Here is a 15,416-nt window from a genome sequence, read left to right as displayed (position 1 = left end):
TCGGCCGTTCAGCTTTGGCGACGCGGGGTCCGGGCAGGCGCCTGGCTCGACCGTCGGCGGGCGGGATCAGTTCTTACTGTCGACCTCGGCCTGGGCGGAATCCGCCTTGACGGCCGGCCCGGCCGAAACGACCGGCTCAGCCTTCGCGGGCTCGGCCTCGGCGGCGGCCGGCTCGACGTTGGCGGGTTTGGCGTTGGCGGGTTTGGTGCTGGCGGGTTCGGCGTTGGCGGACCCGGGCTTCGCGGGTTCGGGCTTTGCGGGCTCGGCGGCCCGGTCGCCTTCGGCCGCTGCGGCCTCGTCGCCGGCCAGGGCGGCCCGGAGGCGTTCCTTCTCGGCTGAGCGCCGGGTGGCCACGGAGTCGAGCTGTTCCGCCATCTCGGTGCGCCATTTTGCCAGCAGGAAATAGGAGAACCCGGCGGAGGCGATCAGTGCGATCATCGCCTTGACCAGGAAGTTCAGTGGCACCGGCAACAGCAGCGCGAACACCACGATGAACAACCCGAGGCGGCCGAGCGTGTATTTGACGGCGGGACTCATCACCACTCCTGTTCAGCCTATGCGGTGGCTGAGCCACCGCAGGCCGTAGAACCAGATCACGCAGTAGACGACAGTCAACCCGAGCGCACCGATGCCGCCGCTGACCAGGTCGGGGAAGATCGACGCGGCCAGGCCGGCGAGGGTCATGCCGACCGCGACGCCGAAGCCGGCGGCCAGCAGGGCGACCACGATGCGATACGCGCCGTAGTCCGCTGACCGGAACTCCTCGGTGAACAGCCACACCGGCAGCACGATGGCGATCCATCCGCTGGCGTCCCCGAACTCCGAGGCTCGCACGAGCGACATCGCACCCTCGAAGATCAGCAGGATGACAAGGCCGGAGACCAGGCCGGCGAGAGCGACACCGAGCAGGTCCTGGACGGTCGCCAAACGACCGTCCGCATCCCGGCGCGGACGGCGTGCACTCTCGATTTCTGCCATGACCACCCCAGGGTACGCCGGGCCCCGCCCGACCCGTCACGCCCCAGCAGCTCAACCCCGCCACACGGTCGCGGCGCACTGCCGACCGGGCGGTGCGAGCTGCCTGTGCGGTCGGCCGGGGCGATCGCCGCGGGCACACTTGGTGCCTGGCGGGACCCCCCGGCCAGACCGCACGGGCACAGATAGTGCGCTCGCGACGGGGCCCCACCGGCCGTACGACATCGGTCTCCGCAGCTCAGCCCCGACAGGCCCGAATCCGGACCGCGGTCCTTACGCCCAGATCTTCTGCGGCTCACTGCGACGCTCGGCCATCGACGTCGGTTTGTCGTATTCGCGGACGATTTCGTAGCGGGTGTTGCGCTCCACCGGCTGGTAGCCGGCGTCCCAGATCAGGTCGAGCAGGTCCGTGCGGTGCATGGTGTTGGGAGTGCCGTAGGAATCGGCGTCGTGGGTGATCTTGTATTCCACGACCGACCCGTCCAGGTCGTCGACGCCGAAGTTCAGCGAGAGCTGGGCCACCGACAGGCCGTGCATGACCCAGAAGCACTTCACGTGGGGCACATTGTCGAACATCAGCCGGGACACCGCGAACGTCTTCAGCGACTCCGCCGGTGCCGCCATCGTGGTCTGCGCCTGGATGCGGTTGCGAATCTTGCCGTCCGCCGAGTCGACGAAGTCGTGCTGGTAGCGCAGGGGGATGAAGACCGCGAAACCGCCCGTCTCGTCCTGCAGCTCACGGAGGCGCATGACGTGATCGACCCGGTGCCGCGGCTCTTCGATGTGGCCGTACAGCATGGTCGAAGGGGTTTTCATGCCCTTCTCGTGGGCGAGGCGGTGGATCCGCGACCAGTCTTCCCAGTGGGTGTTGTGGTCGACGATGTGCTGGCGGACCTCCCAGTCGAAGATCTCCGCCCCGCCGCCGGTGAGCGACTCCATGCCGGCGTCCATCAGCTCGTCGAGGATCTCGCTGGCGCCCAGGCCGCTGATCTTCTCGAACCACTGCACCTCGGTGGCCGTGAACGCCTTGAGCTTGACGTTCGGCAGCGCGGCCTTGAGCTCGCGCAGCACCTTGGGGTAGTAACGCCACGGCAGCGTCGGGTGCAGGCCGTTGACGATGTGCAGCTCGGTGAGCTGCTCGTCCTCCATCTCCTTGGCCTTGCTGACGGCCTCTTCGATGCGCATCGTGTACGCATCCTTCTCGCCCGGCTTACGCTGGAACGAGCAGTAGGCACAGCTGGCCGAGCAGACGTTGGTGAGGTTCAGGTGCCGGTTGACGTTGAACATCACCCGGTCACCGTTCAGGTCGGTGCGTTTGTGGTGCGCGAGCCGCCCCAGCCAGGCGAGATCGTCGGACTCGTAGAGGGCGATGCCGTCCTCGCGGGTCAGCCGCTCGCCGGCATAGACCTTCGCCTCGAGCTCGCGCTTCAGTCCGACGTCCATCCGGTTTCCTCTCACGGGTCGATCGCGTGCTTCGAGCCTACGTCCTACCCCCGACAGAACCCCGGTCCCGGACGGTAAGGGGCGGCGCAGGTCACGTGTCCGACTCAGGATTCACAGCGGCCTTTCATCTCACATCAATCGACACCGGTGCAGGTCTTGGGGTATGACCTTTATGTGGTCGAGCGTGCCGGTCGGCCACCGGGTCTCAGGCGGGGAGCACATGGCGATGAAGTGGCAGGGCCGACGCGGCGCAGTGGTACGCGTACGTCCCTGGTGGCGGCCGATCGCACTGTCCGCGGCTACCGTCGCGGCGATCGCCGCGTTGTTCAATCCCGTGCCCGCGCTCGCCGAGCCCGCGTCCCCGGCCGGGATCCCCGGGGCCGTTCCCGCTGCCGGCTCCCGTCCGTTCACCACCGGCGGCGCCATCACGCTGCCCGGCCAGAAGGCCACCGGCGTTCCGACGACCGGCATCACCTCGATCACGTCGCCGCTGCCGGTCAGTCCGGTCATGCAGAAGGTCGAGGCCGGCCGGGTCGAGGTCCAGAAGCTGGGCGAGGATCTCGCCAAGCTCGACGAGGATCTCAGGCTCGCCCGCGAGCAGCTCGCGACCGCTGACCTCAAGGTCACCACCACCCAGACCTCCGTGACCGGCGCCGAGGCAGAGGTCGAGGCCGCGGTCAAAGCATCGGTACGTGACGCCGCCGCACTCCCGCCCGGAGCGCTCGGATCGGGTCTGCAGAATCTCGACTCCCTCGCCCGGATCCAGCGCGGCGAGTCCGCGAGCCAGGAAGCCGCGTCCCGCCAGCTCGGCATCGCCCAGGCGGCGCACACCACCGCGGTCACCGAGCAGCAGACCGCCGCCGCGAGGCTGGCAGCGCTCACCGCCGACCAGACCACCCAGAAGGCGACCCTCGACCGGAAGAACGCGGCCCAGCAGCAGTTCGAGGCCGCGAACGCCCCCGAGATCGCCGCTTCCGACACCGCCCAGGCCGCTCAGGATGCCGTCGCGGGTGCCGACTTCCTCGCCGGCGAGACCCAGGGACGCGGCGCGGATCCCCGTGCGGTCGCGGCGCTGACTGTCGCGCTCGCTCAACGCGGAGACCCGTACGTCTGGTCGGAGGAAGGCCCGAATCAGTTCGACTGCTCGGGGCTGATGTATTACTCCTACCGCACGCCCCAGGCGGGCAACTTCCCGCTGACCCGGGTGTCGCGCGACCAGTATTACCAGACCCGTGGCAAGACGGTGGACCGCTACTCGCTGCTCCCCGGTGACCTGCTCTTCTTCAGCTCGTCGAGCAGCTGGACGGACATCCACCACGTCGCCATGTACGCCGGCGAGGGCATGATGGTCGAGGCCCCGCGCACCGGCCTGGACGTCCGCCTCACGCCGGTCCGGTGGACCCGGCTCTTCGCGGCGACCCGCATCTACGGCGCGGTCGACGGCATCGTCGAGGGCCCGACCCTCGGCCCGCCGGACCCGGAGACCCCGAGCGACCACTCGCCGACGTCCCCGGGCGCCACCCCGACGAAGCCCGGCACCACCCCGACGAAGCCGGGCGAGACGCCGACGAAGCCGAGCACGCCGGGGACGCCGACCAAGCCCGGTACACCCACGAAGCCGAGCACGCCGACGAAGCCGAGCACGCCCACCAAGCCGAGCGACCCGAGCAGCCCGTCGACCCCGCCGAGCGAGCCGGAACCGAGCAACCCCACGACGCCGCCGAGCGAGCCGGAGCCGTCGACCCCGGTTCCCACGACGCCCGCGCCCACGACACCGTCGGCCGAGCCGGAGCCGGAGCCCTCGACGCCGGAGGAGACGACCGAGGCACCGGCCAGTTCCACCTCGGCCAGCGCCTCAGCCGAAACAAACGAACCGTCCTCATCGGCCGCCGCTTCGGCCGAGGCCAAACAATCCAGCTGATCCGGCGGGCCGACAGGCCCGCTGGTCAGGGGTGACCGGCACCTGATCTTCACTCGGGGACCGGTTGACGCCGGGTGCGCTAACGGGCGCTGGTATGGCACGGTAGAGGCGAGCGCCCGGCTTTCGGCTTGCCCGGCGTCCGATTTTTGACGTCGGCACCCCGAGTGGCGGCGATCGGGAGGACCCATGGACGAGCAGCGGACGAACCCGGACAGCGGCGGCCACCACCCACCCGCCGCAGCGCGCCCAAAAACCGACCACGGGTACGAACTCCCGCCGCCGCCCGCCCCCGGAGCCCTCTGGGCCCCGACTCCCGAGCCCACCCCCGGCTCAGCAGGCACCCCCGCAGCGGGCAAGCCGGCCGCAGGCTCGGTCTTCGGCACGCCCGCCCCGGCGGAAGCACCCATCGCACCCTTCTCAGGCGCCACACCCACACCAGCCGCCGCACCGGTGTCCGGCTCCGCCCGGGTCTCCAGCACCGGCTCCCCGGCCCCGTCGAGCCCGCCCACCTCCGGCTCGGCGCCCGGCTCCAGCTCGGTTCCGGGTAACGCTCCGGTCTCCGGGTCGGCTTCGGTGTTCCATTCCGCCTCGGCGCCCCGGAACGCGCCGGTTTCCGGCCCTTCGTCGGGAACGACTGCACCCAGTAACCGCTCGGACTTCTTCCCTCCCGCCACGAAGCCCGCCGCCCCGGCCGCGTCATCCGCCGGCTCGGCGTCTGCCGGCTCAGCGTCTGCCAGCTCAGCGTCTGCCGGCTCAGCGTCTGCCGGCTCAGCGTCTGCCGGCTCAGCGTCTGCCGGCTCGGTTTCGCCGGCGGCCCGGCCGGGTGGCTCGGTCTACGGCAGCAAGCCGGCCCCCGACATCGACGACGAGGCCACCAAGCTGACCGCGGCGGCGCCCGATCTGCCCGAGCCGTCGACTCCGGAGCCGGCTGCCCCCGCGCCCGCGAAGCCCGAGCCGACGCGGCCCGAGCCCGGCAGCCCGGCGCCCGGGCACCCGTACCCGATCAGTCCCGAGCCGACCGGCCCGGCACGTCCGGCTCCGGTCAGCCCCGAGCCGGTGAAGCCGGTTCCGGCACCGGCACCGCCTGGTCCGTGGCCGGCGCCGGCTCCTTCGCGGCCCGAACCCACCCCGGCACCGCCGGCGCCCGGGCCCGTTCCGGTCCCGCCGGTTCCGGCACCGTCGCCCGTGCCTCCGGGTCCTGTGCCTCCGGGACCGGTGCCTCCGGGTCCTGGGCCTTCGCCTGTCCCGCCGACGCCGCAGCCGCCCTTCCCGACGCCGCAGCCTCCCTTCCCGGCACCGCCGGCCATCCCGACCGGAGGCCGCCCCTCGGCGGGTGCCGGCCTTCCCTCGAACGGAACCGGCATGTCGTCCAGCAGCTCGAACCAGACTCCCGCCGGCGCCGGGACGACGCCGAACGGCTCCGACCGTCCGTCGGCCGGGACCGGCTTCCCCCCGGGTGGCTCCGGCTTCCCGTCGGCCGGGACCGGGCTGCCTTCGTACACGGTGCCTTCGTCCGGCGCCCCGGCCGATGCCACCATGCCGTTCTCGGCGACCGGCCTGGCCGCCGAGGGTGATCGCACGATGCCTCTCTCCGCGGTCTCGCCGCCGCCGGCGCCGCCCAAGCCCGCGCAGAAGCCGGCGCGGCCCGCGTTCCCGATCTCGGGACCGCCCAACCGCAACTCGGTGCCCTCCCCCGAGCAGACCGCCGCGGCCTGGTCCCAGCTGACCGGGGCGCAGTCGGCCGTGCGCAAGTCCACGCAGACCTCCAGCAAGAATGCCGACCAGTCGGACCGCACCACCGTGCTGCCGCCGTCACCGGCCGGTGATCGCACGATGGCGATCCCGTCGTCCGCGGCCGGTTCGGATGCGACCATGCCGTTCTCGGCCGGGGCGGTGCAGGGCGGCGGATCTTCTTACGGGGTAAATGCATCGGGCGGCTCTCGGCAGCCGTTCGGTCAGCCGTCCGCTCCGGGCGGCGTCCCCTCCGGGGGGCCCACGACGTACGGGTCGGGTTCCGGACAGGCCGGTGGCGTACCCCAGCAGCGGGGCGACGGGACCGTCTACGGCGGGTTGGGCGATTACGCGCCGGCCGACATGACCATGCCGATGAGCGTCAATCCGGCCGACGTCTCCGGCTCGCTGACCGGCCACATCCTGGCCCAGGGCTGGCGTGACAACCCTGACTCGCAGCGCAAGAGCAACGTCAAGGTGATCGTTGCCATGCTGCTCGTCCTGGTCGCGCTGCTCGGCGTGAGCCTGGCGTTCCTGTTCACGGTCGGCGACGCGTTCAGCGACATGATCGGTGGAGTTTTCTCCTGATCAGGTTGTCGAAGAGAAATCCTCCGCCTAAGCTGGCGAGGTTGCGCCGAGGGTGAGTCTGCCCACTACCGGCGCGGAATGCGGGCGGTGTCCAGGACGTTGACCCGTACACTGATGACAGTAATTGACCTGGCGTGCCCTCAAGGTGCACGCCACGGGCGTTCTTGCGGGCAATTCAGCGGCAGGCTCCATTTAGCCGCGGCGGGCCATTCGCGAGCATGCGCCCCCGTAGAGAGGTTCTCTTGACCACTTTCGCTGATCCCAGCACGTTCCCGTCCGTCTTCGACACCCAGTCCGACGCTCCCGCCGCCGACCCGACGACCGCAGACGTCGAGATCGTCGCCGCCGACCCGGCCACCACCGGGCCGGAGGCCAGCACGGCGACCGCGGAGGCCTTGGGTGAGGACACCCGGACCGCTGAGGCACAGAGCGACGAGACCCAGAGCGACGAGGTCTCGATCGATGAGGCCGAGGCCACGGTTCCGACCGTGAGCTTCAGCGACCTGGGCCTGCCTATTGAACTCGTCCGCGTGCTCAACCGCGAGGGCATCACCGCCCCGTTCGAGATCCAGGCCGCGACCATGCCCGACGCCCTCGCGGGCCGGGATGTCCTCGGCCGTGGCCAGACCGGCTCCGGCAAGACCCTGGCCTTCGGCCTCCCGCTGCTCGCGCGGGTCGCCAAGGGCGGCCGCGCCCTGCCGCACCACCCCAAGGCCCTGATCCTGGTGCCGACCCGCGAGCTGGCGATGCAGGTCGCCGACGCGCTGATGCCGCTCGGCCGGTCCGTCGGCGTCTTCATCAAGACCGCGGTCGGTGGCGTTCCCTACGACCGGCAGATGGACGCGCTCCGTCGCGGCGTCGAGGTCATCGTCGCCACCCCGGGCCGCCTCGGCGACCTGATCGAGCGCGGTGCCTGCAACCTGGACAGCGTCGAGGTCACCGTCCTGGACGAGGCCGACCAGATGGCCGACATGGGCTTCCTGCCCGAGGTCACCGAGCTGCTGGCCAAGACCCCGGCCAACGCGCAGCGCCTGCTCTTCTCGGCCACGCTCGACGGCGACGTCGACCAGCTGGTCCGGCGGTTCATGACCGACCCGATCACGCACTCGACCTCCCCGGCCGAGGCCAGCGTGTCCACCATGGATCACCACCTGCTGCTGATCCCGCCGCACGACAAGTTCCCGATCACGTCGTGGATCGCCAACCGGGAGGGCAAGACCATCGTCTTCGCCCGCACCCAGATGGGCGTGGACCGGCTGGTCGAGCAGCTCGCGGCGGTCGGTGTCCGCGCCGGCGCGCTGCACGGCGGCAAGACCCAGCGGGTACGCACCCGTACGCTCGCCGAGTTCAAGGAAGGCCGGACGAACGTCCTGGTCGCCACCGACGTCGCCGCCCGCGGCATCCACGTCGACGGCATCTCGCTGGTCGTCCACGTCGACCCGCCGAAGGACCCGAAGGACTACCTGCACCGGGCCGGCCGCACCGCCCGCGCGGGCGAGTCAGGTGCCGTCGTGACGCTGGTTCTCCCGAAGCAGCGCCGCAGCACGCAGGCCATGATGCAGAAGGCCGGCGTCGACCCGGGCGAGTTCCGCGTGCGTCTCGGCGACGAGACCCTCGCCAAGGTCACCGGTGCCCGCGAGCCCAGTGGCATCCCGGTCAAGATCGAGCCGGAGCGCAGCGAGCGTGGCGACCGCCCGCGTCGTTTCGGTGACCGCCCGCAGCGTGGTGGCTTCGGCGACCGCTCCCGCGGCGGTTACGGCGACCGTGATCGTTCGGCCGGTGGCGACCGCTCCCGCGGTGGCTACGGTGACCGCCCGCAGCGCACCTACAGTGACCGCCCGGCCGGCGAGCGCACCTACGGTGACCGTCCGACGGGCGACCGTCCGGCCGGTGACCGCTCCTACGGCGGGCGCCCGACCGGCGACCGTTCGTACGCCGACCGTCCGAGCAGCGACCGCCCCACCGGCGACCGCAGCTACGGCGACCGTCCGGCGGGCGACCGCTCCTTCGGTGACCGTCCGGCCCGCAACGTCGGCGACCGTCCCACCGGTGGCTTCCGCCGGGAAAGCGGCCGCAACGACCGTCGTGAGCAGGGCAACCGTCCGTACCAGTCGGGGCGTCCGGCGCACACCCACTGATCTGCCGCACCACTGATCCACAGAGTTATCCACAGGCAGGCCCTCGGCGAAAGCTGGGGGCCTGCTTGCTGTGCTTAGGTGGATCGCATGACAGCATTGTTCTGGGAACGCCGCGACACCAGCGGGGCCGAGCATGTCCTGCTCGACGCGAGGACCGGCCTGGTCGCCCGGGGCACAGCACTGGCCGTCGACCCGATCGCCTACACCGCCCGATACGAGCTGCACACCGACCCGGCCTGGAACACCACATCGCTCGAGATCAGCACCGAGGGCGCCGGCTGGGCCCGGTCCCTGCGCCTAGCCGCCGAAGGCCGCGGGCGATGGCGGGCCACCACCTCGGAGCAGGGTGACCTCGACGCGGCCCTGATCGCGGCCGGCCACGCCGGTGCCGGTCTGCCCGGCACCGAGGACGCCGACCGCCTGATCGGGGCCTACGACGTGGACCTGACCGGCTCCCCCTTGACAAACACGCTGCCCATCCGCCGGCTCGGTCTGCTCGAGGCAGAACCCGGGATCGCGCACCGGATCAGTGTGGCCTGGGTCCTGCTCCCCAGCCTCGAGGTGATCCAGGCCGACCAGATCTACACCGCGCTGGGCGAGGGCCGGGTCCGCTTCGCCAGCGAAACCTTCAGCACCGACCTGACCGTCGACGACGAGGGTTTCGTCCACGACTACCCGGGCCTGGCCAAACTCCGCTGACCCGCCGCCAGGCCGCGCGGGACGAAGGCGGAATGCCAGCCGGCCGGCCCCACCGCGCGGGCGACGGTTGGGGCTCGGTGCCGTTGTCGGTCAGGCTTTGTCGCGGATCCAGGCCAGGCAGGTCTTGTCGACCGTGCGGAAGGGCTGGCCGAAAGCCTGGCGGGCGGCCGGGTCGAGGTCCTTTTCTTCGCGGAGGTAAAGGCGGGCGAAGGTGAAGAGTGCGCGCTGGCCGTACTTCTTGGCCATGCAGTCGGCCGCGAAGTGGCCCATGCCGTAGAAAGCGTCCCCGTCCTCGACCCGGGCGTCCGATTTGAGGGCGGTCACCGCGATCGAGGTGGGCCGGTCGCTGCCGCGGAGGTGGTCGCGGACCGATTGGCGGCGCCAACTGGCCGTGGCCGGCTGGGGGTACCACCCGATGTATTCGGCGATGCCCTCCTTGAGCCACATGTCGCCTTCGCCCCAGGACTTGCGGTGCGCTTCGCCGAGGGTGACGACGTGGCCGAGTTCGTGCTGGATGGTGGTCTCGAGGAGGCGGGTCTCGGATTTGAGGTCGTTCATGTGCAGCACGACGTCCATCCCGGCCTCGTTGAGGGGCACGGCGTAACCGACGACCCATTCGTCGGTGATGCCGCCGTACCACCTCTTCCATTGTTTGTTGCCGGCGAGGTAGATGCGGTAACGCTTCTGCGGGTTGTCGACCATGGCGGCGAAGCGGTCGTTGACCGCGGCCGCGGCGTCGGCGATCGGGAGGATCTTCTTGAAGTACTTTTTCTCGCTCGGCAGGGCTACCAGGGTGACCCGTTTGCCTTTGACGGTGACGAGGCCGCCGTCCTCCCACGGGGGCGGCTGCAGGGTGTCGTCGTTCTGTGGGGTCGTCGAGGCGGTGATCAGCCACTGGTCCTTGACGATTTTCAGGGTGAGTTTCTGCAGTACCGCGGGTTTGGCGTCGGCCGGGCAGGTGTTGTCCTTGAGGCAGTAGACGGCGTACGCCTCGAGTTTGACGGCCCTGTCCTGGGCGGTGCCGTCGCGGGAGGTCTGGTATTCGAACGCGCTCACGCCGAGGGTGCGCAGCGATCGGAACATCGATCGGTAGCGGGTGCGCAGCTTCGGTTGTCCGGGGTCGACGGCGGCCAGCCAGGCTTTCTCGTCTCCCCGGACGAGCGCGGCGGCCTGGAGGTTCAGCGCGGCGTCGGCGGCTTCGAGCGGGGTGCGGGGGCGGGGATTCTCGGCGGCCTCGGCGGGGGCCGCGAGCTGGTTCCGGTTGGCTACGTACAGGGCGCCGCCGGCGAGGATCAGCGCGGCCACCAGCGCGAATATGCCGCCGGTCAGAGCGCGGCGCCCCGACCGGGCGGGTGCCGGAAACAGCTCGGGCCCCGCGACGGACGCAAGAAAAGGCCCCGAGGCGGGCACGGCGGCGGGGAAAGGCTCGGCGGCGGGCGGGACCTGATACCAGACGGGGGCACGCTGCTGGGGGATGGCGGGCGGAGTGGTGACGTCGTCGCCGTCGGGCACGGGCGGGCTCCTCCAACGTGAATCCCTTTGCGTCCCGATCCTCCCACGAACCAACGCTGTCAGGCGCCCTCCGGCCAGATACCGGTGGAGAGAAATGCTTGGATGGTCGCGGCCGGACCAGCCAGCTCCAGGCCCTGCGCGGCGACCCACTCGTCGGAGTAGTACGTGTCCGCGTAGCGTTCGCCGCCGTCGCAGATGAGGGTGACGACCGAGCCGGTGCGGCCCGCCGCCCGCATCTCCGCGATCAGGCCGAACGCGCCCCACAGGTTCGTGCCGGTCGAGCCCCCCACCTTGCGCCCGAGGACGGCGGAACCGGCGCGCATGGCCGCCAGGGAGGCCGCGTCCGGCACCTGGGTCATCCGGTCGACGACCGAGGGCTGGAACGACGGTTCAACGCGGGAGCGGCCGATGCCCTCGATGCGGGAGCCGCGGCCGGTGCAGATGGTCCAGTCCCTGCTCTGGTATGCGGGCCAGAACGCGGAGCCTTCCGGGTCGACCACGCAGAGCTGGGTGTCGAAGCGCCGGTAGCGGGCGTACCGGCCGATGGTCGCGCTGGTGCCGCCGGTGCCGGCTCCGACCACGATCCAGGTGGGTACGGGATGCCGCTCGTGTCCCAGCTGGGCGTAGATGGATTCGGCGATGTTGTTGTTGCCGCGCCAGTCGGTGGCCCGTTCCGCGTACGTGAACTGGTCCATGAAGTGTCCGCCGAGTTCACCGGCGAGGGTGCGGGCGGTGGCCACGACCGTGGTCGGGTCGGCGACGAGATGACATTTGCCGCCTTGGAACTCGATGAGCGAGATCTTCTCCGGCGAGGTGGACGCGGGCATGACGGCAATGAATTCGAGCCCGAGCATTCTGGCGAAATAGGCCTCGCTGACCGCGGTGGATCCCGACGACGCTTCGACGATCGGGGTGCCGGGCCCGATCCAGCCGTTGCAGAGCGCGTACAGGAAAAGGGATCTCGCCAGCCGGTGCTTGAGTGAACCGGTGGGGTGTGAGGATTCGTCCTTGAGATAGAGGTCGATGCCCCAGGCGCCGGGCAGGGGGAACGGCAGCAGGTGGGTGTCCGCGGATCGGTTGGCGTCAGCTTCCACCAGCGTGATGGCGGTACGCGCCCATTCCCGGTCGGGGGCGGTCATCAGGCTGCCTCCCGGCCGGGCTGCGGCCTGTTCTCCCATTTCGTGGACAGCGCGATGGCGGTCCGGGTCGATGCGACGCCCGCGGTCCGGTTGATCCGCACGATCAGCTGTTCCAGTTCGGCGATGGTGCCGACCCGGACCGTGAGCTGGTACGACTCGACGCCGGCCATGAAATAGCACGACTCGATCTCCGGCATGACGCGCAGCGCGGTGAGCACGTCGTCGGTGTCGGCGCCGGAGTCCTCGATGATGCCGATGAGTGCGGTCACGCCGAGCCCGATCGTCTCGGGCTCGACCTCCGCACGGTATGCCCGGATGGTCCCGGCTGCTTCCATTTTGCCGACGCGCTCGTGCACGGCCGGGCCGGAGAGCCCTACCTGACGGGCCAGCTCCGCGTACGAGGAGCGAGCGTTGTCCCGCAAGAGGTCGATCAGGCGCAGGTCGATAGCGTCCATAGGCTGAGAGATTAGTGTGACCCCTCCAGGGGGTCACAGGCGGTAGCGGACAGCGACGGCCAGGACAGGCAAGGATAATGGCCAACGTCGCAATCGGGGCTTTTTCCGCATTTCAGCGACTTGCTGTTTTGGCCGATGCTCTAATGGCTTTACGTCCCGATCGAGCACGCCGACACTTTCCGTGACCACCGGTGCTCCAACACGACGCAAGGAGAGGGCCGTGGACACAGGAGATCGACTGCTGACGCCCGGGGAGGTTGCCGCGCTGTTCCGGGTGGACCCCAAAACTGTCACGCGATGGGCAGCCGCGGGTCGTATCGGCAGCATCCGGACTCCGGGTGGCCATCGCCGGTTCCGGGAGTCAGAGGTGCGCGCCCTGCTGGAGGGCGAGGGTGCCGCCGTGGTGGAGGAAATGCGCGAGGACGACGCCAACAACCGGCCCCGCAACGCCGGGCCGCAGAACCCGGGGCAGGGCTACGGCCCGCCCAACGGGTTGCGCTGACCCGAGTCCCGCTGGCCCGGATCCCGCTGGCCCAGCTCACCGCGCCAGCGGGCGGAGAGATCGTGCGGCACGCCGAGCGCGTCGAGCACCTTGCCCGCCACGAAGTCGATGAGCTGCTGTGCCGTGGCGTCCGCCCCGGAGCCGTAGAAACCCGGTGACGCCGGGAGGACCACGGCTCCGGCGTCGTGCAGGGCGATCAGGTGCTCCAGGTGGCTGCGGGTCACCGGGGTCTCCCGGGGCACGACGACCGTACGGCGGCGTTCTTTGAGGTTGACCTCCGCGGCGCGCTGCAGCAGGTCCTTGGACAACCCGATCGCGATGCCCGCGCACGACGCGGTGCTGGCCGGGACCACGGCCATGCCCTTCGCCGGGTACGACCCGGAGCTGGGCCCGGCGGCGAGGTCGCCGGCCGGCCAGTAGGTCAGGTCCGCGGTGGCGACGTCGCGGCCCAGCCACGCGGTGACGTCGTCCTTCCAGTGCGCGTCCCGGACGGTCGCGCCGGTCTCGTCCAGCAGGGTGAGCCGGGCGGCCCTGGAGATGACCAGGTCGACCGCTTCGCCGGCGTCCAGGAGCGCGCCGAGCACAGCCTTGGCGTAAGGCGTGCCCGACGCTCCTGAGACACCGATGATCCACGGGGTACGCATACCCCCAGCATGCCCAATCAGGAAACGGTGAACCAGCTCGACTCGTCGGACGGGTCCGCGAACGTCGCCTGGTCGAGGATCTTCTGCAGCTCGACATCCGGAACGAAGCCGCCACCGCTGGCCTCGATGTAGTGCTGGCCGCCGTCGACGAAGCGGTAGCAAAGGTTGTCCGGCACGCACCACGCCTTGTCGGCCGGGCCGGTGTGCTTGCTGTACCAGGACGGGAACACCGTGAGTTGCACCGTCGGGACCGGCTCGCCGTTCGTGACGTAGTCGTCCAGCAGCGGCTCGGTGAGGCCCTTGTACGCGAAATCACCCTTGGCCAGGATCAGGGACGACTGCCCGTCGAGGGGGGTCAGGTACATGTTGTCGGCGTGACCGGCCTCCAGGAGCGAGTAGCCCTTCGGGAGGTAGTTCAGCTTGAAGCCGACGGTCTGCGGTTGCGCCGCGACGCCGCCCTTCAGGCCCTTCGCGACCGCGGCCAGCTGCTCGGCCTCGGGCCCCTGCCGGCCGTTGACGGTGACGACCGCCCACGAATCGGTGGCGTATTCCCAGCTGAAACTGGCGTCGGTGTAGTAGTCGGGCATATTGCTGGAGCCCTCGGTCATGATGCTCGGCGTGAACCAGCCGTCCTGGACCTTCCTGCCCTTCTTGGCAGTCACCGGGTCGAAGACACCCTTCGCGTACGTGGTGAGGTTGCCGACCGAGTTGGGCTCGACGTGCCGCACGTTGTCGGCGTCGATGAAAGTGCTGCCCTTGCCCGGCCCGACAATGACCGCCATCTGGTAGCCGGGGGTCACGTAGACGGTGTCCGAAACGGTCAGACCACCGGCCGTGTATCCCTTGATGTTCCCGGTCAAGTCCCCCTTGGGATAGGCAAAAGCCGGGGCCTTCGGTACGGCCGGGGCCGCCGCGGGCGGAGCGGACGTCGTGGTGGGGGAGGAAGAAGGGATCAGCTGGGGTACGGCCACCGCGCCGGCGACGGCCAGCACCGCGGCCGCCGATCCGGTCGTCGCCCAGAGCGCCCGGCGCTGCTTCTGGCGCTTCCGGCCGGCCTTCAGGGCGTCGTCGACGGTGTACCGCGGGGCGGGGGCACCCGACTTGGCATCGTTCAACATGTCAGACAGCTCGTGCTTCACGGCGACTCTCCTTGAGGATGAATACCTCCGCGCCGAGGACGGTGCGCAGCTCCTCGAGGCCGCGGGAGGTGTAGCTCTTGACCGTTCCTTCGGGGCAGCCCATGACCTCGGCGGTCTCCCGGACGCTGAGACCTTCCAGGTAGCGCAGCGTCAGGACGGCGCGCAGCCGCGCCGGCACCTTCTGCAGGGCGGCCCGGACCCGGAGCTTTTCGTCGACCACTCTGGTGGCGTCACCCGGCAGTGCCCGGTCGGGCATGGCATCGCTCTGCGCGTGCTCACGCCGCCACCACGGCCGCCGGGTTTCGTCGATGGCAGCCCGCACCACGGCCGTACGTGCGTAACTGGCCGGGTTGCCGATGCGCCGCCATTTCACGTACAGCCTCGACAGCACGGTGAGGACCGCGTCCTCAGCCACCTGCCAGTCGCCGCACGTGAGATAGGCGAGACCGCGCAGGGGCTCCATCTGCGCGGTGACGAAGTCTCTGAACTCCGTGTCTCTGTCGCTCACGGCTACTAGACGGACGGAGCGG

General features: G+C 70.3%; 14 protein-coding genes. 5 read left to right on the top strand and 9 right to left on the bottom strand.

Annotated features, from left to right (window positions below):
• Window positions 1-66: 66 nt before the first annotated feature.
• The 3 genes from ACIA6A_RS21845 to mqnE form a co-directional block, all read right to left on the bottom strand.
• On the bottom strand, window positions 67-537 hold the full coding sequence (locus ACIA6A_RS21845) for a DUF4229 domain-containing protein (protein ID WP_396099616.1): 471 nt from the start codon (window positions 535-537) through the stop codon (window positions 67-69).
• A gap of 12 nt (window positions 538-549) precedes the next feature.
• On the bottom strand, window positions 550-978 hold the full coding sequence (locus tag ACIA6A_RS21840; protein WP_396099615.1) for a hypothetical protein: 429 nt from the start codon (window positions 976-978) through the stop codon (window positions 550-552).
• Window positions 979-1,248: 270 nt separating this feature from the next.
• Entirely contained in the window at window positions 1,249-2,418 is a 1,170-nt protein-coding gene (gene mqnE / locus ACIA6A_RS21835) for an aminofutalosine synthase MqnE (RefSeq protein ID WP_396099614.1), read from the bottom strand.
• 163 nt (window positions 2,419-2,581) lie between these two features.
• Between mqnE and ACIA6A_RS21830 the strand changes: the two genes are divergently transcribed.
• From ACIA6A_RS21830 to ACIA6A_RS21815, 4 genes are all read left to right on the top strand, one after another.
• Window positions 2,582-4,339 carry an NlpC/P60 family protein gene (locus ACIA6A_RS21830; protein WP_396099613.1) on the top strand — a complete coding sequence of 586 codons (1,758 nt, stop codon included), beginning with the start codon at window positions 2,582-2,584 and terminating at the stop codon, window positions 4,337-4,339.
• Window positions 4,340-5,701: 1,362 nt separating this feature from the next.
• The gene (locus ACIA6A_RS21825; RefSeq protein ID WP_396099612.1) at window positions 5,702-6,658 is read left to right on the top strand and encodes a hypothetical protein; all 957 of its coding nucleotides are present in this window, start codon (window positions 5,702-5,704) and stop codon (window positions 6,656-6,658) included.
• Between the two features lie 242 nt (window positions 6,659-6,900).
• Entirely contained in the window at window positions 6,901-8,796 is a 1,896-nt protein-coding gene (locus ACIA6A_RS21820; protein WP_396099611.1) for a DEAD/DEAH box helicase, read from the top strand.
• Between the two features lie 87 nt (window positions 8,797-8,883).
• The gene (locus ACIA6A_RS21815) at window positions 8,884-9,495 is read left to right on the top strand and encodes a putative glycolipid-binding domain-containing protein (protein ID WP_396099610.1); all 612 of its coding nucleotides are present in this window, start codon (window positions 8,884-8,886) and stop codon (window positions 9,493-9,495) included.
• Between the two features lie 90 nt (window positions 9,496-9,585).
• Here ACIA6A_RS21815 and ACIA6A_RS21810 read toward each other — a convergent pair whose 3' ends face one another.
• Genes ACIA6A_RS21810 through ACIA6A_RS21800 form a run of 3 tightly spaced genes read right to left on the bottom strand, consistent with a single transcriptional unit; the run spans window position 9,586 to window position 12,601 of the window.
• Window positions 9,586-11,007: a hypothetical protein gene (locus ACIA6A_RS21810; RefSeq protein WP_396099609.1), complete on the bottom strand. Its 1,422-nt coding sequence runs from the start codon at window positions 11,005-11,007 to the stop codon at window positions 9,586-9,588.
• 59 nt (window positions 11,008-11,066) lie between these two features.
• Complete coding sequence (locus ACIA6A_RS21805) at window positions 11,067-12,146, bottom strand: PLP-dependent cysteine synthase family protein (RefSeq protein WP_396099608.1); 1,080 nt, start codon at window positions 12,144-12,146, stop codon at window positions 11,067-11,069.
• On the bottom strand, window positions 12,146-12,601 hold the full coding sequence (locus ACIA6A_RS21800) for an Lrp/AsnC family transcriptional regulator (RefSeq protein ID WP_396099607.1): 456 nt from the start codon (window positions 12,599-12,601) through the stop codon (window positions 12,146-12,148). Before ACIA6A_RS21800 ends, ACIA6A_RS21805 begins: the two co-directional genes overlap by 1 nt.
• Before the next feature lie 220 nt (window positions 12,602-12,821).
• Between ACIA6A_RS21800 and ACIA6A_RS21795 the strand changes: the two genes are divergently transcribed.
• A complete protein-coding gene (locus tag ACIA6A_RS21795; RefSeq protein ID WP_396099605.1) occupies window positions 12,822-13,103 on the top strand; it encodes a BldC family transcriptional regulator in 282 nt (93 codons plus the stop codon).
• Here the strand turns inward: ACIA6A_RS21795 and ACIA6A_RS21790 are convergent.
• From ACIA6A_RS21790 to ACIA6A_RS21780, 3 genes are read right to left on the bottom strand one after another with little or no spacing between them, the layout of a single operon-like run.
• Window positions 13,076-13,747, bottom strand: a complete 672-nt coding sequence (locus tag ACIA6A_RS21790) for a UbiX family flavin prenyltransferase (protein WP_396099604.1) — start codon at window positions 13,745-13,747, stop codon at window positions 13,076-13,078. The two genes, ACIA6A_RS21795 and ACIA6A_RS21790, sit on opposite strands and share 28 nt — an antisense overlap.
• Before the next feature lie 17 nt (window positions 13,748-13,764).
• The gene (locus ACIA6A_RS21785) at window positions 13,765-14,865 is read right to left on the bottom strand and encodes a hypothetical protein (protein WP_396099603.1); all 1,101 of its coding nucleotides are present in this window, start codon (window positions 14,863-14,865) and stop codon (window positions 13,765-13,767) included.
• A gap of 1 nt (window position 14,866) precedes the next feature.
• Complete coding sequence (locus ACIA6A_RS21780; RefSeq protein WP_396099602.1) at window positions 14,867-15,394, bottom strand: SigE family RNA polymerase sigma factor; 528 nt, start codon at window positions 15,392-15,394, stop codon at window positions 14,867-14,869.
• Between the last annotated feature and the right edge of the window lie 22 nt (window positions 15,395-15,416).

Source organism: Actinoplanes sp. NPDC051494, from assembly GCF_044454705.1.
GTDB lineage: Bacteria > Actinomycetota > Actinomycetes > Mycobacteriales > Micromonosporaceae > Actinoplanes.
This window is presented reverse-complemented; position numbering and strand designations above follow the sequence as displayed.

Bases quoted from the DNA above. Each gene is read 5' to 3' on its own strand.
- ACIA6A_RS21805 (WP_396099608.1), bottom strand. From the start codon at position 12,146: ATGACCGCCCCCGACCGGGAATGGGCGCGTACCGCCATCACGCTGGTG.
- ACIA6A_RS21815 (WP_396099610.1), top strand. From the start codon at position 8,884: ATGACAGCATTGTTCTGGGAACGCCGCGACACCAGCGGGGCCGAGCAT.
- ACIA6A_RS21785 (WP_396099603.1), bottom strand. From the start codon at position 14,865: ATGTTGAACGATGCCAAGTCGGGTGCCCCCGCCCCGCGGTACACCGTC.
- ACIA6A_RS21840 (WP_396099615.1), bottom strand. From the start codon at position 978: ATGGCAGAAATCGAGAGTGCACGCCGTCCGCGCCGGGATGCGGACGGT.
- ACIA6A_RS21800 (WP_396099607.1), bottom strand. From the start codon at position 12,601: ATGGACGCTATCGACCTGCGCCTGATCGACCTCTTGCGGGACAACGCT.
- ACIA6A_RS21825 (WP_396099612.1), top strand. From the start codon at position 5,702: ATGTCGTCCAGCAGCTCGAACCAGACTCCCGCCGGCGCCGGGACGACG.
- mqnE (WP_396099614.1), bottom strand. From the start codon at position 2,418: ATGGACGTCGGACTGAAGCGCGAGCTCGAGGCGAAGGTCTATGCCGGC.
- ACIA6A_RS21790 (WP_396099604.1), bottom strand. From the start codon at position 13,747: ATGCGTACCCCGTGGATCATCGGTGTCTCAGGAGCGTCGGGCACGCCT.
- ACIA6A_RS21845 (WP_396099616.1), bottom strand. From the start codon at position 537: ATGAGTCCCGCCGTCAAATACACGCTCGGCCGCCTCGGGTTGTTCATC.
- ACIA6A_RS21830 (WP_396099613.1), top strand. From the start codon at position 2,582: ATGACCTTTATGTGGTCGAGCGTGCCGGTCGGCCACCGGGTCTCAGGC.